This window comes from Virgisporangium aurantiacum (assembly GCF_016863635.1).
GTDB classification, from domain to species: Bacteria; Actinomycetota; Actinomycetes; order Mycobacteriales; family Micromonosporaceae; genus Virgisporangium; species Virgisporangium aurantiacum.
The window spans coordinates 1-19,618 of sequence record NZ_BOPG01000099.1; the positions used below are offsets into that span (position 1 = coordinate 1).

23 protein-coding genes and 2 pseudogenes are annotated in these 19,618 nt (G+C 70.2%); 18 read left to right on the top strand and 7 right to left on the bottom strand.

Going from position 1 to position 19,618, the window contains the following annotated elements; genetic code table 11:
- Nucleotides 1-56 precede the first annotated feature (56 nt).
- The 3 genes from Vau01_RS55340 (at nucleotide 57) to Vau01_RS55350 (ending at nucleotide 2,154) form a co-directional block, all read left to right on the top strand.
- Entirely contained in the window at nucleotides 57-866 is an 810-nt protein-coding gene (locus Vau01_RS55340) for a GVDTG sorting domain-containing protein (protein WP_204010399.1), read from the top strand.
- A complete protein-coding gene (locus Vau01_RS55345) occupies nucleotides 863-1,531 on the top strand; it encodes a class F sortase (protein WP_204010402.1) in 669 nt (222 codons plus the stop codon). The genes Vau01_RS55340 and Vau01_RS55345 overlap by 4 nt, the downstream gene beginning before the upstream one ends.
- Before the next feature lie 71 nt (nucleotides 1,532-1,602).
- On the top strand, nucleotides 1,603-2,154 hold the full coding sequence (locus tag Vau01_RS55350) for a TetR/AcrR family transcriptional regulator (protein WP_204010500.1): 552 nt from the start codon (nucleotides 1,603-1,605) through the stop codon (nucleotides 2,152-2,154).
- A gap of 110 nt (nucleotides 2,155-2,264) precedes the next feature.
- Here the strand turns inward: Vau01_RS55350 and Vau01_RS55355 are convergent, their stop codons facing one another.
- Nucleotides 2,265-2,630, bottom strand: coding sequence for an ATP-binding protein (locus tag Vau01_RS55355; RefSeq protein WP_204010405.1), 366 nt, complete (start codon nucleotides 2,628-2,630; stop codon nucleotides 2,265-2,267).
- A 274-nt stretch (nucleotides 2,631-2,904) separates the two neighbouring features.
- On the opposite strand from Vau01_RS55355, the gene Vau01_RS55360 reads away from it, so the two are divergent.
- Together Vau01_RS55360 and Vau01_RS55365 are read left to right on the top strand one after the other, a co-directional pair.
- Nucleotides 2,905-3,156, top strand: a complete 252-nt coding sequence (locus Vau01_RS55360) for a type II toxin-antitoxin system Phd/YefM family antitoxin (protein ID WP_204010408.1) — start codon at nucleotides 2,905-2,907, stop codon at nucleotides 3,154-3,156.
- The gene (locus Vau01_RS55365) at nucleotides 3,153-4,523 is read left to right on the top strand and encodes a PP2C family protein-serine/threonine phosphatase (protein ID WP_204010410.1); all 1,371 of its coding nucleotides are present in this window, start codon (nucleotides 3,153-3,155) and stop codon (nucleotides 4,521-4,523) included. Before Vau01_RS55360 ends, Vau01_RS55365 begins: the two co-directional genes overlap by 4 nt.
- Nucleotides 4,524-4,525: 2 nt before the next feature.
- Here the strand turns inward: Vau01_RS55365 and Vau01_RS55370 are convergent, their stop codons facing one another.
- Complete coding sequence (locus Vau01_RS55370) at nucleotides 4,526-4,987, bottom strand: response regulator (protein WP_204010413.1); 462 nt, start codon at nucleotides 4,985-4,987, stop codon at nucleotides 4,526-4,528.
- A 491-nt stretch (nucleotides 4,988-5,478) separates the two neighbouring features.
- On the opposite strand from Vau01_RS55370, the gene Vau01_RS55375 reads away from it, so the two are divergent.
- From Vau01_RS55375 to Vau01_RS55415, 9 genes are all read left to right on the top strand, one after another.
- Nucleotides 5,479-7,083, top strand: coding sequence for an ABC transporter substrate-binding protein (locus tag Vau01_RS55375; protein ID WP_204010416.1), 1,605 nt, complete (start codon nucleotides 5,479-5,481; stop codon nucleotides 7,081-7,083).
- Nucleotides 7,080-8,045 carry an ABC transporter permease gene (locus tag Vau01_RS55380; protein WP_204010419.1) on the top strand — a complete coding sequence of 322 codons (966 nt, stop codon included), beginning with the start codon at nucleotides 7,080-7,082 and terminating at the stop codon, nucleotides 8,043-8,045. The genes Vau01_RS55375 and Vau01_RS55380 overlap by 4 nt, the downstream gene beginning before the upstream one ends.
- A complete protein-coding gene (locus Vau01_RS55385; protein ID WP_204010422.1) occupies nucleotides 8,038-8,937 on the top strand; it encodes an ABC transporter permease in 900 nt (299 codons plus the stop codon). Before Vau01_RS55380 ends, Vau01_RS55385 begins: the two co-directional genes overlap by 8 nt.
- A complete protein-coding gene (locus Vau01_RS55390; RefSeq protein ID WP_239152795.1) occupies nucleotides 8,934-9,896 on the top strand; it encodes an ABC transporter ATP-binding protein in 963 nt (320 codons plus the stop codon). The genes Vau01_RS55385 and Vau01_RS55390 overlap by 4 nt, the downstream gene beginning before the upstream one ends.
- The gene (locus Vau01_RS55395) at nucleotides 9,890-10,537 is read left to right on the top strand and encodes an ABC transporter ATP-binding protein (RefSeq protein WP_204010436.1); all 648 of its coding nucleotides are present in this window, start codon (nucleotides 9,890-9,892) and stop codon (nucleotides 10,535-10,537) included. Before Vau01_RS55390 ends, Vau01_RS55395 begins: the two co-directional genes overlap by 7 nt.
- Nucleotides 10,538-10,723: 186 nt before the next feature.
- Nucleotides 10,724-11,350, top strand: coding sequence for a superoxide dismutase (locus tag Vau01_RS55400; protein WP_204010439.1), 627 nt, complete (start codon nucleotides 10,724-10,726; stop codon nucleotides 11,348-11,350).
- Nucleotides 11,347-11,589 (top strand): superoxide dismutase, encoded by a 243-nt coding sequence (locus tag Vau01_RS55405; RefSeq protein WP_204010442.1) that lies wholly within the window; start codon nucleotides 11,347-11,349, stop codon nucleotides 11,587-11,589. The genes Vau01_RS55400 and Vau01_RS55405 overlap by 4 nt, the downstream gene beginning before the upstream one ends.
- A gap of 83 nt (nucleotides 11,590-11,672) precedes the next feature.
- Nucleotides 11,673-12,152, top strand: coding sequence for a hypothetical protein (locus Vau01_RS55410; RefSeq protein ID WP_204010445.1), 480 nt, complete (start codon nucleotides 11,673-11,675; stop codon nucleotides 12,150-12,152).
- 32 nt (nucleotides 12,153-12,184) lie between these two features.
- On the top strand, nucleotides 12,185-13,363 hold the full coding sequence (locus Vau01_RS55415) for a type 1 glutamine amidotransferase family protein (protein WP_204010448.1): 1,179 nt from the start codon (nucleotides 12,185-12,187) through the stop codon (nucleotides 13,361-13,363).
- Nucleotides 13,364-13,382: 19 nt separating this feature from the next.
- On the opposite strand, the pseudogene Vau01_RS64165 reads toward Vau01_RS55415, so the two are convergent.
- A pseudogene (locus Vau01_RS64165) lies at nucleotides 13,383-13,555 on the bottom strand (transposase); the annotation flags it as partial.
- A 71-nt stretch (nucleotides 13,556-13,626) separates the two neighbouring features.
- Between Vau01_RS64165 and nhaA the strand changes: the two are divergent.
- The 3 genes and pseudogenes from nhaA to Vau01_RS55430 all read left to right on the top strand — a co-directional run bounded on the left by nhaA (nucleotide 13,627) and on the right by Vau01_RS55430 (nucleotide 15,940).
- Nucleotides 13,627-14,933, top strand: a pseudogene (gene nhaA / locus Vau01_RS55420) (Na+/H+ antiporter NhaA).
- 105 nt (nucleotides 14,934-15,038) lie between these two features.
- Nucleotides 15,039-15,359 (top strand): hypothetical protein, encoded by a 321-nt coding sequence (locus tag Vau01_RS55425; RefSeq protein WP_239152798.1) that lies wholly within the window; start codon nucleotides 15,039-15,041, stop codon nucleotides 15,357-15,359.
- Complete coding sequence (locus tag Vau01_RS55430; protein ID WP_204010462.1) at nucleotides 15,359-15,940, top strand: carboxymuconolactone decarboxylase family protein; 582 nt, start codon at nucleotides 15,359-15,361, stop codon at nucleotides 15,938-15,940. Before Vau01_RS55425 ends, Vau01_RS55430 begins: the two co-directional genes overlap by 1 nt.
- A 95-nt stretch (nucleotides 15,941-16,035) precedes the next feature.
- Here the strand turns inward: Vau01_RS55430 and Vau01_RS55435 are convergent, their stop codons facing one another.
- The 4 genes from Vau01_RS55435 to Vau01_RS55450 form a co-directional block, all read right to left on the bottom strand.
- A complete protein-coding gene (locus tag Vau01_RS55435; RefSeq protein WP_204010477.1) occupies nucleotides 16,036-16,263 on the bottom strand; it encodes a VOC family protein in 228 nt (75 codons plus the stop codon).
- An 82-nt stretch (nucleotides 16,264-16,345) separates the two neighbouring features.
- On the bottom strand, nucleotides 16,346-17,554 hold the full coding sequence (locus Vau01_RS55440; protein ID WP_204010479.1) for an RNA polymerase sigma factor: 1,209 nt from the start codon (nucleotides 17,552-17,554) through the stop codon (nucleotides 16,346-16,348).
- Nucleotides 17,551-17,916, bottom strand: a complete 366-nt coding sequence (locus Vau01_RS55445) for a YciI family protein (RefSeq protein WP_204010481.1) — start codon at nucleotides 17,914-17,916, stop codon at nucleotides 17,551-17,553. The genes Vau01_RS55440 and Vau01_RS55445 overlap by 4 nt, the downstream gene beginning before the upstream one ends.
- 17 nt (nucleotides 17,917-17,933) lie before the next feature.
- On the bottom strand, nucleotides 17,934-18,932 hold the full coding sequence (locus tag Vau01_RS55450; RefSeq protein WP_373320473.1) for a sigma-70 family RNA polymerase sigma factor: 999 nt from the start codon (nucleotides 18,930-18,932) through the stop codon (nucleotides 17,934-17,936).
- A gap of 143 nt (nucleotides 18,933-19,075) precedes the next feature.
- Here Vau01_RS55450 and Vau01_RS55455 point away from each other — a divergent pair, with 143 nt between their 5' ends.
- A complete protein-coding gene (locus Vau01_RS55455; RefSeq protein WP_204010497.1) occupies nucleotides 19,076-19,594 on the top strand; it encodes a dihydrofolate reductase family protein in 519 nt (172 codons plus the stop codon).
- Nucleotides 19,595-19,618: the final 24 nt, after the last annotated feature.

Consider the following 19,618-nt stretch of genomic DNA (forward strand, 5'->3'; position numbering starts at 1 on the left):
CGTGACAGCACCCCCCGGCTGCCACCGACCCCTCGGTGATTAAGGAGAACCCAGCCATGAGACTGTCCCGAGCACTTCTCGGCCTTCCAGTGGCGGCGCTGATCCTCGCCTTCCCCGCTCCGGCGATGGCCGCCGAGAGCGTGCAGGTCGCGTTGCAGGACCTCAACGGCACCGGCGCGGCCGGAAGCGCCGTCCTCACCGCCACTGACGCCGGCGACCTGAAGATCAGCATCAGATCGACCGGCATGACCCCCAACTCGCCGCACGCTCAACACATCCACGGCTCGGTCACCGGCCTGGACTTCCACTGCCCGACCAAGGCCGCCGACAAGGACGGCGACGGTTACGTCAGCACCGAGGAAGGCCTGCCCGACTACGGCGACATCTTCATCTCCCTGACCACCACCGGCGACACGACCAGGTCCAGCGGGCTCGCCGTCGACCGGATGCCGATGGCCGACGCCCAGGGCAACCTGGCCTACGACCGAACCATCCCCGCCGCGGAACTGCCGATGGGCACGCTCGAACACCTCAAGGACCTGCACGTGGTCCAGCACGGCATCGACGCCAACAAGAACGGCACGTACGACATGGACGCCCTGGGCGAGTCCACCTTCGCCAAGTCCGTCGGCGTCAACGGCATCCCCGAAGAAGCCACCGATCCCGCCACCTGCGGCATGGTCACCGGCGCCGCCGCCGGTTCCGTCCCCGCCGGCGGCGTCAACACCGGCGACGGCAGCACCCTGCCCGCGACCAACCCGACCGGCCTGTACGTCGCCCTCGGGGGACTCGCCCTCGCCGCCGCGGCCGCCGCGGCCTTCGTTTCCCGCCGCCGCGCACCGGCCGGCCGGTGGGAACGCCCATGAGCCAACCCGAGTCACGTCGCGTCGGCCGTCAGGGGCGCATCGCGCTCCTGGCGGCGGCCGTCGTCGCCCTCGCGGTGATCGCGGCGGTCGGTGCGAACCTGCGCGGCGACCGGACCCGCGACCGTGGCGAGCCTCCCGCTCCGGTGTCGGCGAGTCCCGCCGGATCCGGGCCGGAGCGGACCGGTGGTGACGCTCTGACGACCGGTCCGCTCCTGCCGACCTCGAACCCGGTCTCCGTCTCCATCCCGGCGCTGAACGTGACCTCGACGGTGACCGGACTCGGACTCAACCCCGACGGCAGCATGCAGGTACCCGACAACGCCGACACCGTCGGCTGGTTCACCCACGCACCCACCCCAGGCGCACTCGGACCCGCCGTCCTCGCCGGACACGTCAACTGGAAAGGCCACGACGGAGCCTTCGCCGCACTCGACACCATGAAGGCCGGCGACGCGGTCAACATCACCCGCGGCGACGGCATCATCGCCACCTTCACCGTGACGAAGGTCGGCCACTACCCCAAGGACCAGTTCCCCAGCGACGCCGTATACGGCGCCATCGACCACGCCGGCCTGAGACTGATCACCTGCGGCGGCGAGTTCGACACCGGACGTCACTCCTACCGGGACAACATCGTGGTCTACGCCACCCTCGCCCACTCATGAAGGCACAGCCGCTCGCCGGGCCTCTGCGCCGGGTACCGGTGCAGGGCCGCAGCGTCGCCCGAGTGAACCGCATGCTCGACGCATGCGCACAATTGGTCGACGAGGTCGGCTACGACGGGCTGACCACCACCCTGCTCGCCGAACGGGCGGGGGTGGCGATCGGCTCGGTGTACCAGTTCTTCCCGGACAAGCGGGCGATCGTCCAGGCATTGACGCTGCGCAACCTGGAGGCATACCTCCAGCGATTGAGCAGCCGCCTGTCGCAGGAACAGTCGACCCACTGGTGGGGTGCCGTCGACGCGGCGATCGACGAGTACATCGCGATGTACCGCACCACCCCCGGCTTCCGCACACTGCACTTCGGTGACGTGGTCGACGTCCACCTGCTGGACGACGAGCGCGACAACAACGCCGTGATCGCCGCGCGGATCGCCGCACTGCTGAACGACCGGTACGAACTCACCGCCGATCGCACCGAGTTCGCGCTCGGCATCGCCGTCGAGGCGGCCGACGCGCTGATCAAGATGGCGTTCCGTCGGGCACCGAACGGCGACGTCGCGGTCCTCGACGAGGCCCGCGGGTTGATCAAGGATTACCTGCACCGACTGCGTAGTCCGGCCTGAGGTCGGTCGGACGGACCTGGGGAGATGCTCGGGACCCCACGCGACCGCAAGGGCGAGAACGGCAGTGGCGGGACACCCCACCGGCCTCGGCCTGGCCATCTGCAGTCGGGCTACCGTCGGATGGCGAGGTCGAGCCACACCATCTTGCCGGCCGGATCGCCCGGCAGATTTTGGCGAACACCCCAACCCGCGGCGACCGCTTCGACGATCGCCATTCCGCGACCGTGTTCGTGGCCGGTTCCGAATCTGCCCGGCACGACGGTCGGTTCGTCGCAGACTCGGTCGCAGACGGTCAGCCGAACGCGTAACCCGTCGAGTTGCAGGCAGACCTTCGTCACGCCGCCGCCGTGGACGACACCGTTGGTGATCAGTTCGCTGGCCACCAGTTCGAGGTCGCTCGACAGCTTCTCCCCGGGCGGGGTCGGCAGCAGCTTCCGCAGTGCCTGTCGTGCCCAGGCCCGACCTCGTGATGACATCGAAGGGTCCACGCCGTGCGACGGGCACCAGCAGATTGGCCGCGGTCCGCGGCCCATGGTCGGCCATGCGGGGGAACCGGGCCTGAACTCGTTGTCGGCGGGCCGGTCTCCGCTTGCCGCATCGCCGCTCACAGAGATCCTTCCGACCGTCGACGTCTCGCTGGTCCCCGGGGAGGTACCCGGAATTGCCCTCGTCAACCGGGAACGGGTGAGGCTTCTGCCTGAGAGGGTCGCGTACTGGTTCTTGCGGTTTGGTTGTGGTCCCATTGACCACATGGGTGGCGATCAGCATGTGGACGCGCCGGTAAGCATGCCATTGCGGCAGGCGAAGGCGTGTTTCTCCGAGTTGGTGGCTCGTGCCGACCTGGTCGGGACGGTAACGGTGTTGACCAAGCACGGTCGACCGGCGGCTGCGATCGTCCCGGTGACCCTGTTGGCGGAGCTGGTGGCCCTGCGCGCTGTGGTCGACGGGGCCGACGAAAGATCGGGCGACGCGTCCGTTGCGGTGCAGGGACGCGCGGGGTGAGCCGACCGGGTTCAGCGCGGCCGATGGCGGCCGCCGCCGCGCTGGAGAAGTTCCAGCCGGCGTACCTCCGCGAGCGGGTCGGTGATCCGGCACGATTGGCGGCGGTGGCACGGACCGGGTTGCTGGACACCGGTCCGGAGGAGGCGTTCGACCGGCTGACCCGGCTGGCGGCCACACTGCTGGGCGTACCGTACGCGTTCGTCACCGTCGCCGACGACACCCGGTCGTTCTGGAAGAGCTGCGTCGGCATCGACAGCACCGACCCGGCACAGCGGCAGAACAGGGTCGAGGACTCGTTCTGCCAGTATGTGGTCGCCACCGGCGCGGAACTGATCGTCAACGACGCACCGGCCGACCCGCGCACGCACGACAACCCGTCGATCGAACTGATGGGGGTGCGGGCCTGGGCCGGGTTCCCGGTCCGCGACACCGACGGTCTGGTGCTCGGCACGTTCTGCGCGGTCGACACCGTCCCGCGCACCTGGACCCCGCACGACATCGACGTCCTGGACACCTTGTCGCACGCGGCCGCCGGCGAGATTGCGCTGCGGATCGCCCTGGACGAGGCACGCGAGGCGACCAGGCAGGCGCAGTCGGCCACCTTGGCGGCGTTGGAAGCCGCCGAGGAGGCAGCGATGCTTTCGCGCACCCTCCAGGAGAGCCTGCTGCCGCCGGCTCTGCCGACCGTGCCGGGCCTGGACATCGCCGCCCGGTACCTGCGCGGCGGCAGGGGCGCCGACGTCCTCGGCGACTTCTACGACGTGTTCCCGTCGCTGCGCGGCAGCTGGGGTTTCGTGGTCGGCGACGTGTCAGGAAAGGGTCCGCAGGCGGCCAAGACCACCGGACTCGCCCGGCACACGCTACGCGCGGCGGCCATCCCGACCGCAATCCCCAGCCTCATCCTCCGTGCGCTGAACACCGCGCTGCTGGAATGGTTCACCGACGACACGCAGTTCCTCACCGCCGTCTTCACCACGCTGCGCCCGGAAGGCGACGGCTTCACCGCCACCGTCAGTTGCGGCGGCCACGATCCGGCGATCATCCGCCGCGCCGACGGCAGCATCGAGACCCTTGGCGTGCCCGCGGTCATCCTCGGCTGTGTCGACGACCCGCAGCTACGCGACGAGCGCACGCTGCTACGTCCCGGCGACAGCCTCGTCATGTACACCGACGGTGTCACCGAGGCCCGCCGTCCGGCCGACCGCGCCATGTTCGGCATCGAGGGACTCCACGCCGCGCTCGCCTCCACCACGGAGTCGACGGCGGCCGGCCTCGCCGCCGCGATCGAGGAAGCCGTCCTCACCTTCACGCGCCGGCAGGTCAGCGACGACACCGCCATACTGGTCGTCCACATCCCCACGCTCTGAGGTCAGGTGCTCTGCCCGTCGGACAGGCGGCTGGGCAGGCTGACGGTGTGGCCGAAGAAGTTGCGGATCTCGATAACCACCCGCTCGTAGTCGTCGAGGTTGATCGGCTTGGTCACGTACGCGTTGGCCTGCGCGTCATAACTGGACAAGACGTCGCTGTCGGACGCCGAGGTGGTGAACACAATCGTCGGAATCGACCGCAACGCCTCGTCGTTCTTGATGATGGTGAGGACCTGCCGGCCGTCGACCCGGGGCATGTTCAGGTCCAGCAGGATCAGATCCGGCCGGGGTACATCGGCGAAGACTCCTTCATGACGCAGGAAGGCAAGCGCGTCGACCCCATCGGCGACGTGGTGCAGGTCGCTGATGATGCTGTGCTCGGCGAAGGCGCTCTCCACCAACGCGACATCACCCGGATCGTCCTCGACCACGAGAACCTTGAGCAGAGGAATCGCAGCGGTCATGGACACAACCCTTCATCGCGGTGCTCGCCAGAGTCATGCCCGCGACCTACCCAACCACTACGCCGCCAACCGCGGTACGCGCGGCATGCGGTAATGAGGCGCGCACCTGAGGACGGGTGTCGAAGATCAATGACACTGTCGGTGTTTCCGCAGGTCAGAAGATGGGCCGCCCGGGGACTCGAAACGCCGAACCTAAGGATCAAAGTCCCTCGCGCGCAGCGGGGACGGGCGAATTGCGGGTTTTTTGCCCCCGGGCAGGGCATGTCGCAGATCCGTAGTGACGTTACCGTGCTGCGGTCAGGCCGCCGGTCCTGCGGCCCTCCCATCGATGTCGTGCCCGGGGGTACTGGCACAAGGTATCGACGATCACGATCGAAATGGTCGACCGCGATCCGATCCCGGTGACGGCGATCCAGCCGCTGCTGTGGAGCGAACCACAGGTCATGGGTCACCTATTGCCTGAGTTTCGTTGTTGCGAATATCTTGCAACAATGTCGCTGCGTAGCGTGTCGACGCGTGTGACGGTGAGTGCGCTCACCGTCGTCCTGGCCGCGGCCGGGGCTGTTGCCTGCTCGTCCCCGTCGGAGCCGTCGGATGCCGCGGGCCGGGCGAGCATCGTCATCGGTGCCGCATCGGAGCCGGACAACCTGAACCCGATCCTCGGCTACGCCCCGAACGGGGCGAGCAAGATCTTCGACGGCCTCGTCGACCGCGACGCCGACCTCACACTGCGCCCGGCCCTGGCCGCCGCGCTGCCGAAGGAGTCGGCCGACGGTCTGACCTGGACGGTCGACCTGCGACCGGGTGTCACGTTCTCGGACGGGTCACCGGTGACGGCCGAGGACGTCGTCTTCACGTTCCAGGCGGTCGTGGACCCGAAGTCGCAGTCGCCGATCGCGGCGGACTTCGAGGCGTTGAAGTCGGTGCGGGCGGTCGACGCCGACACGGTGGAGTTCGCTCTGGCGTTCCCGTACCAGCCGTGGGCGCAGCGCCTCGCGTTGGGGATCGTCCCGAAGAAGGCCCTGGCCGGGCAGGATCTGGCCACCGCCGCGTTCAACCGCAAGCCGATCGGCACCGGGCCCTACACTTTGGTCGACTGGCGGGCCGGTGACCGGATGACGTTGAAGGCCAACCCGTCCTACCACCGGGGCGCGCCGAAGGTCACCGACGTCACGGTGGTGTTCGCCGCCGACGACAACGTGCGCGCGCAGCGGATGGCGGCCGGCGAGTTCGACGCCGCCTCGTTGCCGCCCCGGCTGGCGAAGTCGTATTCCGGCAAGGCCGGCTACCAGGTCGTCATCAACAAGAGTGCCGACTACCGCGGCGTCGGGCTGCCGGCCGACCTGCCGATCACCTCGACGCCCGAGACGCGGCGGGCGGTGAACCTGGCCATCGACCGGCAGGCGATGGTGGACACGATCCTCGCCGGAACCGGCGTGCCCGCCGCGACACCCGTGTCGCCGGCACTGGCGCAGTGGTACGACCAGGCGTCCACGTTCGCCTTCGACAAGGCCGAAGCGAACCGTCTTCTCGACGCGGCCGGCTGGGCGAAAGGCTCCGACGGCATCCGGGTGAAGGACGGCAAGCGTGCGGAGCTGCCGATCCTGTACCCGGGCAACGACACGCTGCGCAAGGATCTCGCGGTCGCGGCCGCCAGCAACATCTCCGACGTCGGCATCCAGGCGCGGGCGGAGAGCGCCACGTTCGAGCAGATGCTGGAGCGCCGCACGACCACGGCCGGGCTGTGGGGCGGCGGCGACCCGTACGACCCGGACAGTGCCGCCTACACGCTGCTGCACTCCCGGTACGCCGACGCCGGCGGCTACGTCAACATGACCCGCTACCGCGACCCGGCCGTCGACGCCGCGCTCGACGCCGGCCGCCGCGCACCGGACCAGGCCGCGAGGAAGGCCGCCTACAACGACTTCCAGAAGGCGTACGTCGCCGACCCCGGCTGGGCGTTCCTGGTGTTCCTCGACCACGCCTACGTCGTCCGCGACGGCTGGACCGGGTCGGAGCCGATGGTCGAACCGCACGACCACGGCCTCATCCACGGCCCGTGGTGGAACCTCGAAGAGTGGACGCCCACCACATGATCGGGAGGATGGTCGTCCGCCGGATCATGTTCGCCGTGCCGATCCTCGGCGTGGTCAGCTTCGCCATCTTCCTGCTGGGCAAGGCGTCACCGTTCGACCCGGTCGCGGCGTACTTCGGCGTGCGGATCCTGCGCGCCTCGCCGGAACAGCTGGCACAGATCCGTGCCGACTGGGGCGTCGACGACCCGGCCTGGGTCCAATATGGACGGTGGCTGCGCAACGTCATGACCGGCGACCTCGGCGACTCGCGGCTGTTCAACCAGCCGGTGTCCACTGTGGTCGGTGAACGGATCGGCTGGTCGGTGCTGCTGGTCGCCGTCGGCCTCACGGTCGCGCTCGTCGTGGCGGTGCTCGCGGGAACGGTCGCGGCGTGGTGGCGCGGCGGCTGGTTCGACCGGACGGTCACCGCGCTCGCCTACGCCCTCGAAGCGGCACCGGTGTTCTGGCTCGCCCTGGCCGCGCTGTCGCTGTTCGCCGTGTTCCTGCAGTGGCTGCCCGCCGGCGGACTCACCGATCCGCGGGCCGAACCGTCGATCGGGCAGGTCGCCGAGCACCTCCTCCTGCCCGGGATGGTGCTCGGTATCGCGCAGGCGCCGTGGTTCCTGCTGTTCGTGCGGCAGTCGCTGCTGCGGGAACTGTCGCAGGACTACGTCCTCGGCGCCCGGTCGCGTGGGCTGCGGGAGCGGGCGGTGGTGCTGCGGCACGCGTTGCGCACCGGGCTGCTGCCGCTCATCACGCTCGTCGGCGCCCGCGTTCCGGAATTGATCACCGGAGCGCTGCTCGTGGAGACCGTGTTCTCCTGGCCCGGCGTCGCCTCGGCCACCGTCGCCGCGGCGCTGTCCGTCGACTTCCCGCTCCTCGCCGCGCTGACGCTGCTCGGCACCGTCGCCGTGCTCGCCGGCAACCTGCTCGCCGACGTCCTCTACACGGTCGCCGATCCGCGGGTGCGGGCCGATGGCTGAACTCGTCGCGTGGCGGCCGGCCGCCAGACGCCGCGCCGGCACCGGAAAGCCCGGCCGCGACGAACAACACCGTGCCACCGTCAGGCTGTGGGCGTCCGTCGTGGTGCTGGCCGTCCTCGCGGTCGCGGTGCTCGTCGTTCCACCGGTCATGGACCTCGACCAGCAGCGCGTGTCACTGCGCGAGGCACTGCAGGGTCCTACGTGGACACACCCGTTCGGAACCGACGAGGTCGGCCGCGACATCCTGCTGCGCTGCGTCTACGGGCTGCGGGTGTCGTTCACCGTCGGCATCGTCGCCGCCGCGGTGTCCACGGTGATCGGTGTCCTCGTCGGCGCGGTCGCCGGCGCGTTCGGTGGCTGGACCGACCGCATCCTCATGCGCCTCGTCGACGTCTTCGCCGCCGTGCCGCACCTGCTGCTCGGCATCTTCATCGTGGCCATCTTCCGGCCCAGCCTCGGCGCCGTCATCGCCTCCATCGGGCTGACGCACTGGCTGAGCACCGCCCGCATCGTCCGGTCGGAGATCCTGTCGCTGCGCGAACGGCCGTTCATCGACGCGGCCGTGGTCGGTGGTGCGTCGCGGTGGCGGGTCATCGGCCGGCACCTGCTGCCCAACGTCGCCCCGCAGGCGGTCCTCGCGGCGTCTTTGATGGTGCCGCACGCGATCTGGCACGAGACCGCGCTGTCGTTCCTCGGCCTCGGCCTGCCGGCGCATCTGGCGAGTCTCGGCAACATGATCAACGACGGGCAGCGGTCGCTGCTCACCGGCGGCTGGTGGGCATCGTTCTTCCCCGGGCTGCTCCTCGTCGTCGCCACCCTGGCCATCTCCGGGCTCGCCGGCTACTGGCGCGACCGGTCCGACCCGCAACGCCGCGCGGAGCTGATGCTGTGACGCTCACCGTCGACCGGCTGTCGGTGCGGTTCCGGCTGCCGCACGCCACCGTCGACGCCGTCTCCGACGTGTCGCTTCGCCTGCGTGCCGGCGAATGTGTGGCGCTGGTCGGCGAGAGCGGCTGCGGCAAGTCGGTGATGGTCGGCGCGCTGCTCGGGCTGTTACCCGGCAACGCCGAGGTCGCCGGCACCGCGACGCTCACCACCGACGGGTCCACAGTGGACCTGCTCGACACCGGCGAGGACGAACTGTCCCGCACGGTGCGGGGACGGCTCGTCGGGCTGGTTCCGCAGTCGCCCACGTCGCACCTGACGCCGGTGCACACCGTACGGCGTCACCTCACCGAGACGATCGCCGCTCTGCGGGCGTCCCCGAAAAACCCGAACCGGCGCGACCGCCGCACCGCCCTGAACGCGGACGCGGACGCCGCGGCCGGCGCGGTAGGCCTGCCCACGACGGCGCTGGACCGCTACCCGCACGAACTGTCGGGCGGCATGGCGCAGCGGGCCGTCACCGCGCTGGCGCTCGTCGGTGAGCCGGCGCTGATCCTCGCCGACGAACCGACCAGCGGACTGGACACCCCGCTCGTGCACCGCACCCTCGACGAGTTGCGCCGCCTGGTCGACGCCGGCCACGGCGTGCTGCTCATCACCCACGACCTCGACGCCGCCGCACGGCTCGCCGACACCGTCGCCGTCATGTACGCGGGCCGCGTCGTGGAAACCGGACCGCTCACCGAAGTCTTCGACCATCCGCGCCACCCGTACACCCGCGGACTGGTGAACGCCTTGCCCCGCAACGGGTTCCGACCCATCCCCGGGATGCCGCCGGAACTGACCGCCCTGCCCGCCGGATGCCCGTTCGCCTCGCGCTGCGCCGACGCCGGTGACGACTGCGACGTACGACCGGAGCTGAGCATCCACAATGGACGGCACGTGGCGTGCCACCGGCCATGCTGACCGCCCGGGGCATCGACGCCGGCTGGGTGCCCGGCCGGCCGGTCGTGCACGACATCGACCTCGACATCGTGCCCGGACAGGTCGTCGGGCTGCAGGGCCCCAGCGGCTGCGGCAAGTCCACGCTCGCCCGCGTCCTCGCCCTGATCCACACCCCGGACGCCGGCACCGTCAGTGTCGACGGGCAGACCGTCGCCGCGTACCGGTACGCCACCCCGCGCGACGTCCGGGCGAAGGTCGCCATCCTGTTCCAGCAGCCACGGTTGTCGGTGGACCCGCGGCTGACGATGCGCGACGTCATCGCCGAACCTCTGCGCGCCCAACGCCGCCGCGACGGCCTCGCCGCCCGGGTCGAGGAGGTCGCGGTCACCGTCGGGCTCACCGGCGAACTGCTGACGCGCCGCGCACACGCCGTCAGCGACGGCCAACTCCAACGCGCCTGCCTCGCCCGCGCCCTCATCACCCGACCCCGCTACCTCATCTGCGACGAGATGACCACCATGCTCGACGCCTCCACCACCGCCGCCCTCGTCACCACACTGGCCGACTACTGCACCGCGGAAGGCGCCGGCGTCCTGGCCATCAGCCACGACGACGCACTCCTCACCCACTGGGCCGACAAGGTGATCCTTCTCGACCGATGAGGTGCGATGAAACCACCCGGGATGCCCGGCTCAGGCGACCCGGGACGGCCGCGACGACGCCCGGCGGGCGGGCGTCGTCGCGGTTCCTGAACCCGCGACCGGAGCCGAGGACCTAGGTGAGCCTCCTTATTGCGATGAACTCGCAATAGCGTACTCTTCGCATCAGATGTGATGGAGGAGGAGACGATGGCGGTCTACACGCTTCCCGATATGCCCTACGACTACGGCGCGTTGGAGCCGGCGATGTCCGGGGAGATCCTGGAGCTGCACCACGGCAAGCACCACGCCGCCTACGTCAAGGGCAGCAACGACACCCTTGACCAGCTCGCCGAGGCCCGCGACAAGGGCGACTACTCCACCCTCGTCGGGCTGGAGAAGACCCTCGCCTTCAACCTGTCCGGGCACGTCCTGCACTCGATCTTCTGGAACAACCTGGCCCCCGACGGCGGCGACCGCCCCGACGGCGACCTCGCCGCCGCCATCGACGAGCACTTCGGCTCCTTCGACGCGTTCGCCGGGCAACTGTCCACGGCGACCAAGGGTGTGCAGGGGTCCGGCTGGGGTGTTCTGGCGTGGGAACCGCTGAGCCAGCGGCTGATCGTCGAACAGATCTACGACCACCACGGCAACGTCGGCCAGGGCTCCACGCCGATCCTGGTGTTCGACGCGTGGGAGCACGCCTACTACCTGCAGTACCGCAACGTCCGCCCGGACTACGTCGACAAGTTGTGGAACCTGGTCAACTGGGCCGACGTCACCAAGCGGTTCACCGCGGCCCGAGCGGCCGGCAACCCGATTATCCTCGCTCCGTGACGGGTTCTTTCGGCGCGGCGCAACGCGCTGCCGGGGTCATCGCCGCCAGGCACCGCGGTGACCTGGACGGCGCCGAGGCGCTCCTCGCCTCGTTCCCCGACGACGCCGCCCGCGCCCGCGGCTTCTGCCTGCTCGCCGAACTCGCGCTCGCTCTGGTGCGGGCGCAGACCGGGCAGACGATGGACGACCTGGTGCGGGAACTGTCCTTGCACATGGCTGCGGCTGAAGTGGGGCCTTGAGAGCAATCCCTCGGCCGGGGCCGTGACGAATCATCGCCGTGGCAGTTGTTGCGAACGTCTTGCAAGTGCGGAAGGGTCATCGGGTGGCGGTCGGAGCGGTGGTGGAGGTCGTGCTGCTCAGCGCCGACCCCTCGTCCGTTCTGCGGTACCGCATGCGGGCCGCCGGCCTCACCGGCGGACGGCATCCCGATGAGGTGGCGCGCGAGGTCGCGGGCGTCGACGGCGATCCGGCCGGACTGCTGCACTCCACGTCGTGGCGGTTCCAACGCGACCGCGTCGTCCTTACCTACGCCGCCCTCCCCGACGTGTATCCGGCCGGAGCCGTCCCGGTTCCGGCCGACGGCGGTGCCACCAGCGACGACCCGCTGGCACCCGCACCGGCCCGGATCCGCCCCGGTGACGTCGCCGCGCACGCCTGCCGACACCTGGCCTACCTGCGCCACATCGACCCGCTCGTCGCCGACCGCGCCGGGACCGCCCCGCACCTGTGGCGGCTGATCGAGGCGTTCACCCCCACCGTCGCCGGGCTGCTCGTCCAGCCCGACCCGGCACCGGTCCGGTAACCTGTGCCCGGCAGCCAGGAAGGTGCCGCGGCATGACGGGCGTTCTCGCGATCATCGGGTCGGGCGAAACCAGCCCCACCATGGTCACCGTCCACAAGCGACTCGCCGACCGCCTTCCACGATCCCGCCGCTGCGTCCTGCTGGAGACCCCGTACCTGTTCCAGACCAACGCCGCCGGCGTCTCGGCGAAGGCGCAGACCTACTTCGCCCGCAGCGTCGGCCTCGACGTGACGGCGGTACCCGGCACCGCCGCCGACGCCGCCTTTGTCCACGGCGCCGACTGGGTGTTCGCCGGACCCGGCAGCCCCTCCTACGCCCTGCGACACTGGCGCGGCGGGTCGATCGCACAGGCCCTGCACGACCGGATCCGGTCCGCGACCGGCGTGACCATCCTCGCCTCCGCCGCCGCCGCGACCATCGGCCGTGCATCCGTTCCGGTGTACGAGATCTACAAGGCCGGCGACCCGCCGCACTGGCTCGACGGACTCGACCTGCTCAGCGTCCTCGGCCTGAACGTCGCCGTCGTCCCGCACTTCGACAACACCGAGGGCGGCACCTACGACACCCGCTTCTGCTACCTCGGCGAACCGCGACTGCTCGCCATGGAGGGGCTCTTACCGGACGGCGTAGGTGTGCTCGGCATCGACGAGCACACCGCGTTACTGATCGAGCTGTCCACAATGGAGTGTGAGGTCGTCGGCAAGGGCGGAGTGACCGTGCGGCGTGCCGGTGCGGTCGCCACGCTTCCCGCCGGTGCGGCGGTGTCGGTGGCCGACCTGCTCGCCATCGAGCCGAGGCACGCGATCGCGCGCATACCGCGTCCACGAAACGGCCACGCGCGGACCGACACCGCCGCACCAACCCTGCGCGACGCGGTGGCTGCGGCCGAGGCCCAGTTCGCCGCCGCGACCGCACCCGACGACCGGGTCGCCGCCGTGCTCGCGCTGGAGGCCGCAATCCACGAGTGGGCCACCGACACCGACGAGGACGACGGCGTGGAACAGGCCCGCGCCGTCCTGCGTGGCCTGATCGTGCGGCTGGCCGGGCCGTCCGCGGTTTCTGTGGCACTGGTCGATGCGTTGCTGGCGGTCCGTCGCGACCTGCGCGCGACCGGTGCGTTCGGCTTGGGGGACGCGATCCGCGACGCGCTTGCCGGCGAAGGCGTTCGGGTGAACGACACCGCGGACGGCGCCACCTGGACGACTCGCTAAGAGTTCCTTTGAGGCGGCGCCAGCAGATTAGGGCGCAGCGAGGCGTAGGAATGCTTCGTGGTTGTCGTCGCGGATCTCCCAGCGGATGCGCAGTCGGCGGAACCGGTGGAGCAGGGCGTGGGTCTGTTCGATGACCCAGCGGATCTTGCCGAGGCCGGAGCAGCGTGTGGTGCCGCGGCGGGCCGCTTCTGGGTTAGGGTGGACGCAGGTGTGCCGGGAAGTCTAGTCGGCGATGTGTTCGCCGTGCCGTCCCGAGGAGCCGAATGTCCCGTCGTCCCGTTCGTCGGTCGCTGTTCGTGCGGGGAAGCTGGCCGGAGGTCAGCCGGGTCGGCGACATTCTGCGCACCGAGTCGGTGGGTGGGATCCTGTTGCTCGTCGCCGCGGTCGTCGCACTGGTCTGGGCGAACTCGCCATGGCGTCACGGCTACCACGCGTTGAGTGGTAGCCGGGTCGGTCCGGCCGCCTGGCACCTGGACCTGACGCTGGCGACGTGGGCGGCCGACGGGTTGCTGGCGGTGTTCTTCTTCGTCGCCGGGCTGGAGCTCAAGCGTGAGTTCGTGGCGGGAGACCTCCGGGATCCGCGCCGGGCGGCGTGCCGATCGCGGCGGCGGTCGGCGGGATGGTCGTCCCCGCGGGGCTCTACGTTGCGGTGACGGCGTCCGCCGGGGAAGCGGATGCGTTGGCCGGGTGGGCGATCCCGGTGGCCACCGACATCGCGTTCGCGTTGGCGGTGCTGGCCGTGATCAGCACGCATCTACCGGCGGCGTTGCGGACGTTCCTGCTGACCCTGGCTGTCGTGGACGACCTGCTCGGCATCCTCGTGATCGCCGTGTTCTACACCGACGGTGTGCGTCCCCTGATGCTGGTGCTGGCTGTCGTGCCGCTGGTGCTGTTCGGTCTGCTGCTGCGCCTGCGGTTCCGGTTCGGCTGGCTGCTCCTGGTGCCCGCGGTGGCCACCTGGGTGCTGATGCACGAGTCCGGGGTCCACGCGACGGTAGCCGGAGTGCTGCTCGGCTTCGCCGTGCCGGTGCGCCGGACGCAGGACGGCAGCGGCAGCGCGCTCGCGCAGGCGATGGAGCGGCGGTGGCGGCCGATCTCGGCCGGGGTCGCGGTGCCGGTGTTCGCGTTTTTCGCCGCCGGGGTCACGGTGGTCGATTCCGGTACGCTGGTCGGGCAGCTCACCCGCGCGGTGACGGTCGCGGTGGCCGTCGCCCTGGTCGTGGGCAAGACTATGGGCGTGCTGGGGACGACGTGGCTGCTGCAGCGGTTCACCCGGGCGCAGCTCTCGAGCGAGCTGACCTGGTGGGACGTGTTCGGGCTGGCGATCCTGGCAGGGATGGGCTTCACGGTCTCGTTGCTGATCGGCGAACTGGCGTTCGGTACCGGCAGCGACGGCAATGACCAGGCGAAGATCGGAATTCTGGCCGGTTCACTGCTGGCCGCCCTGCTGGCCGGTGTCGTGCTGCGCCTGCGCAACCGGCACTACAAACGTGTCCAGGTCGGCGAGGAACTCGACCTCGACGCCGACGGCGTCCCGGACATCTACCAGACCGACAAGCCACCGCTGTGACGCAGCGCTACCTCTGGTGTGTGGGGCGAACGCGTGACGCCGGCCGTGTCACAAACTGCCGGGTGGCAACGTCACATGGGCAGCCGAGGTGCCGAAGGAGTCGCCGTGCCGGATCAGGACAGCAAACGAGCAGCACACCAGGCGTTGGTGGACCGTGTCCGGACAGGGGAGGGCACCACCTCTCCGCAGCAGCGGGCGTGCGCCTTCGACAACGCCGGGGTCCCCGCGCCGGTCGACGTGCTGGTCGACAAGGTGGCTACCAGTCCGACGCAGGTCACCGACGCGGACTTCGCCGCGGCGCGGGCCGCCGGCTACACCGATGACCAGGTTTTCGAGCTGGTGGTGGCGGCTGCGGTCGGCCAGTCCGCGCGAATGTACGCGGCGGGGCTGGCAGCCCTGGCCGAAGCCGCGCGCAAGGCCGACTGATGCGACCCGACATCCTCAACCACGGTTACCCCCGCCGGACCAAGATGCTGTTCGCGCTCATCCGGTTGATGTCCCGGCATCCCGTACCGGACGCGGCCCGGCTGGTCTTCTACCGGCCCGACTTCTACGGAGACCGGGCGAAGACGGTCACGCATGAGGCGATGCGCGGACCGTCGGCCTGGTCGGTGGCCGACCGGGAACTGATGGCGGCATTCGTTTCTACGGTCAACCGGAACACGTTCTGCATCAACGCGCACACCGCGACCGCTGCCCGGGCCTTCCAGGACCCGAGGATGGTTCAGCAGGCGCTGGACGATCCGGACGCGGCCGATATCGGCGACGGGCTCCGGGCGACGCTGCGGATGCTCGGAACACTGACCCGGGAGGGCACGGTCAGCCCCGACGACATGCGGCCGGTGCTGGCTGCGGGCGTTACGCCGCAGCAGGTGGAGGATGCTCTCGCCGTCTGTGCCGTGTTCAACACCACCAACCGGCTCGCCGACGCGTTCGGCTTCGAACTGTTGACCCCGGAGGGCTTCGAGGCGGGAGCCGGCTATCTCCTCAAGCGGGGTTACCGATAGGTGGCGCTATCGGCTGATGTTGACCATCCAGGACACGTCGGTCGACAACCGGGCCCAGTAATGGCGCAGCCGCCCGTCGTCGTCGTCACTGAGGCTCACCGAGCAACCGGCCATCGGCTAGTACGGCCCGTGGACACGTCACTCGCCATGATCGTGTAGCCGGCATCGGTCTCCAGCACCGCGTGCATGACCCGACCCTCATCCGCACCGGCATCGTAGGTGTCGACGGCGAGCCGACCGCCGAAGACATCGCTGTAGAAGTCCATCGCCGCCCGGGCGGTGCCATCGAAGGCGAGGTACGGGTTCAGGCGTGACGTCGGCATAGCCACCTCTTGCGATTATTTATCGACCGACCAATAAATTGAGGATAGCCAGATCGTCACCGTGGGAACCGGCGCCTCCGGATCACCCCGGTGGGCGTAGGCGGGCGGCGCGGCGGGTGAGGTAGTGCTGTTCGGGGAGGCTGGCGGTCATCCGGGCGGCGCGCAGGTAGCTCTCCCGGGCGGCGGCGTGGTCGCCGGCCTGTTCCAGAAGGTGGGCGCGGACGGCGTCCAGTCGGTGGGTATGGGAAAGCCCGTCGAGAGTGCCGAGGGCGGCCAGGCCCGCGGTGGGTCCGTGGACCATCGAGACGGCGACCGCGCGGCTCAACGTGACGACCGGTCCGGGCGCGACGCGCTCGAGGACGTCGTAGAGGGCGAGGATCTGCGGCCAGTCGGTGTCGGCGGCGGTCGGGGCCTCGTCGTGGAGGGCGGCGATGGCGGCCTGGATCTGGTACTGCCCGACCGGGCCGGCGCCGAGAACGCGGGTGAGCAGCGCCTGTCCTTCGCCGATCGCCTTCTTGTCCCACAACTGCCGGTCCTGCTCGGCAAGAGGGACGATCGCGCCGTCGGGGTCGGTGCGGGCGGCGCGGCGGGCGTCGGTGAGCAGCATCAGCGCGAGGAGGCCCGCGACCTCGCCGTCGTGGGGTTGAAGGTGGCGCAGGAGGCGGGTGAGCCGGACTGCCTCGGCGGTGAGGTCCGGGCGGTGCAGGTCCGGGCCGGAGGTGGCGGTGTAGCCCTCGTTGAACATCAGATAGAGGACGTGCAGCACGACCGCGAGCCGGGCCGGCCGTTCGGCGGCGGTGGGGAGTTCGAACCGGGCGCCGGCGTCACGGATGGCCTGTTTGGCGCGGCTGATGCGTTGCGCCATCGTCGGTTCGGGGGCGAGGAAGGCCCTTGCGGTTTGTGCGGTGGTCAGGCCGCCGACCGCGCGCAGGGTCAGGGCGAGTTGCGACGGCGGTGACAGCGCCGGATGGCAGCACAGGAAGAGCACCAGCAGGGTGTCGTCGGGGTCGGCCGGTGTCTCGGTGGTCGGGTCGAGCCCGGCGGCTGTTTCGCGGCGGCGACGGGCGCTGTCGGTGCGCCAGTGGTCGACCAGGGCCCGGGTGGCGACCGTGATCAGCCAGGACCGCGGCCGGCCGGGGACGCCGTCGGACGGCCACTGCTCGGTGGCGGCGAGCAGCGCCTCCTGGACGGCGTCCTCGCAGGCGTCGAACTGGCCGTGCCGGCGCACGAGGGTGCCGAGGACCTGCGGCGCGAGTTCGCGCAGCAGGTCCCCGAACTCCGGTTCGCTCACTGATCCTGCGGGGGTGGCTCGTCCATGACCCGGCGGACCTCCATCGGATACTCGGTGACGGCGACGACCTGCGCGGCGATCTCGACCGCCCGCTCCTGTGTGCACTCGATGACCCAGTACCCGGCAAGGGACTCCTTGATCTCGGCGAACGGCCCGTCGGTCGGTGCAGGGGCGCCGTCGACGAACCGGACCGTCGTGGCCTGGGCCGGGTCGGTCAGGTGCCGGCTCTCGACCACTTCACCGGACTCGCGCAGCTCACGGTCCATCCGCATCATCGTCGACTGCATGCCGGCGATCCACTCCGGATCCCGGTCGGCCAGCGTGGCACCCAACCCGCCGAACATCATGATCATGTACTTCATCGTCAGTATCCCTTCCGTCACGCACCCACGGGCGGGAGCGTCGGCGTCAGGTCGGAGCCACCGCCGCCGTTCTCGACATCGTCCCCGGGATTTCTGCCGGCAAGGCCGAACTTGTCGAAGACCGCGTGGTCCTGGAAGACGGTGGTGTGGCTGATGCCGGCCGCGGTGACGGTGAAGACCTGCAGGCTGTGCAGGGCGTAACCGTCACCGGTCGCGGTGTAGGCGGCGACCGCCGGCTGGCCGTTCGCGGCGGTCGGGAGCATGCGCCAGTCGGTGCCACGCAGGGTGAAGCCGCGGGCGGTGAAACGCAGGTAGGCGTCGCGGCCACGGAACCAGGTGAGGAACGGCGGCATCTCCAGGGTGACGTCGTCGGTGAGCAGCTTCTCCAGGGCCGCGAGGTCGGCGTTCCGGAAAGCGGTGACGTACCGGTCGACCTGGGTGCGGGCGTCGCCGGGTTCGACGATCTCGTCCTCGGCCAGGCCGGCCGCGTCGAGATGGGCCCGGGCGCGTTGCAGGGCGCTGTTCACCGCGGCGGTCGTCATGCCCAGCGCGGTGGCGACGTCGGCGGCGGGCCAGCTCAGCACCTCACGCAGGATCAGGACGGCGCGTTGGCGGGCGGGGAGGTGCTGCAACGCGGCGACGAATGCCAGCCGCAGCGAGACCAGCGCGTCGGTGGGGTCGGCGACCATGGCGTCCGGGACCGGTTCGAGCCAGGGAACCTCCTCGCCCCGGACGAGCGGACGGTCCGGTTCGTCGTCGGGCCCGCCGAGCCCGGACGGCAATGGACGGCGGCTGCGCTGTTCCAGAGCGGTCAGGCAGGCGTTGGTGGCGATGCGGTACAGCCACGTCCGCATCGACGACCGGGCCGGGTCGTACCGGGCGAACGCCCGCCAGGCGCGCAGCATCGTCTCCTGGACGAGATCCTCGGCGTCGTGGACCGAACCGAGCATCCGGTAGCAGTGCGCCAGCAGGTCCCGCCGGAACGGATCGATGCGGGCCGCGAAGTCGACGTCCAACGTCACTCTCGAACCTCCGTGCTCACGTGCGTCCCCCCGCATTGACCTACCACCCGGCGGACCGCAACTCATCGCGACCGGCGCGATGAAACGCGGCGCCGGGCCCGGTAGGTACCGGTGACAGACCAACCGGAGGAGCGACCATGCGAAACATCATCGTCTCGACCTACGCCACCCTGGACGGGCGGGCCGACAACCTGCAGGAGTGGACCATCCCCTACAACAGCGATGCCGCGGCGGAGTACCACGCAGACCTGCTGAAGGACGCCGACGGGCTGCTGCTGGGCCGCCGGACCTACGAGATCTTCGCCATGCTGTGGCCGGCCCGCGCCGGCCAGCTGCCCTACATCGACACCATCAACGGCATGGCCAAGTACGTCGTGTCCACGACCCTCCACGACCCGGCGTGGAACAACTCGCACACGATCGCCGATCTCGACCAGCTGCCCGACGGCAACCTCGTGGTGTACGGCGGCCACGCCCTCATCCGAACCCTGCGCGAACACGACCTGATCGACGAGTACCGCATCCTGGTCCACCCGGTCCTGCTCGGCACCGGGCCGGCCCTCGTCGACGACGGCGCGAAGCGGACCGACCTTCGCCTCGTCGACACCACCATGCTCGACGGCGGCGTGGTGGTGCTCACCTACCGGACCCGGTGACGCGGCGCGCTCACCCTGACGGGT

Bases quoted from the DNA above. Each gene is read 5' to 3' on its own strand.
- Vau01_RS55385 (WP_204010422.1), top strand. From the start codon at position 8,038: ATGGCTGAACTCGTCGCGTGGCGGCCGGCCGCCAGACGCCGCGCCGGC.
- Vau01_RS55395 (WP_204010436.1), top strand. From the start codon at position 9,890: ATGCTGACCGCCCGGGGCATCGACGCCGGCTGGGTGCCCGGCCGGCCG.
- Vau01_RS55340 (WP_204010399.1), top strand. From the start codon at position 57: ATGAGACTGTCCCGAGCACTTCTCGGCCTTCCAGTGGCGGCGCTGATC.
- Vau01_RS55380 (WP_204010419.1), top strand. From the start codon at position 7,080: ATGATCGGGAGGATGGTCGTCCGCCGGATCATGTTCGCCGTGCCGATC.
- Vau01_RS55400 (WP_204010439.1), top strand. From the start codon at position 10,724: ATGGCGGTCTACACGCTTCCCGATATGCCCTACGACTACGGCGCGTTG.
- Vau01_RS55355 (WP_204010405.1), bottom strand. From the start codon at position 2,630: ATGTCATCACGAGGTCGGGCCTGGGCACGACAGGCACTGCGGAAGCTG.
- Vau01_RS55445 (WP_204010481.1), bottom strand. From the start codon at position 17,916: ATGAAGTACATGATCATGATGTTCGGCGGGTTGGGTGCCACGCTGGCC.
- Vau01_RS55370 (WP_204010413.1), bottom strand. From the start codon at position 4,987: ATGACCGCTGCGATTCCTCTGCTCAAGGTTCTCGTGGTCGAGGACGAT.
- Vau01_RS55360 (WP_204010408.1), top strand. From the start codon at position 2,905: ATGGGTGGCGATCAGCATGTGGACGCGCCGGTAAGCATGCCATTGCGG.
- Vau01_RS55415 (WP_204010448.1), top strand. From the start codon at position 12,185: ATGACGGGCGTTCTCGCGATCATCGGGTCGGGCGAAACCAGCCCCACC.
- Vau01_RS55345 (WP_204010402.1), top strand. From the start codon at position 863: ATGAGCCAACCCGAGTCACGTCGCGTCGGCCGTCAGGGGCGCATCGCG.
- Vau01_RS55435 (WP_204010477.1), bottom strand. From the start codon at position 16,263: ATGCCGACGTCACGCCTGAACCCGTACCTCGCCTTCGATGGCACCGCC.
- Vau01_RS55375 (WP_204010416.1), top strand. From the start codon at position 5,479: ATGTCGCTGCGTAGCGTGTCGACGCGTGTGACGGTGAGTGCGCTCACC.
- Vau01_RS55455 (WP_204010497.1), top strand. From the start codon at position 19,076: ATGCGAAACATCATCGTCTCGACCTACGCCACCCTGGACGGGCGGGCC.
- Vau01_RS55350 (WP_204010500.1), top strand. From the start codon at position 1,603: ATGCTCGACGCATGCGCACAATTGGTCGACGAGGTCGGCTACGACGGG.
- Vau01_RS55430 (WP_204010462.1), top strand. From the start codon at position 15,359: ATGCGACCCGACATCCTCAACCACGGTTACCCCCGCCGGACCAAGATG.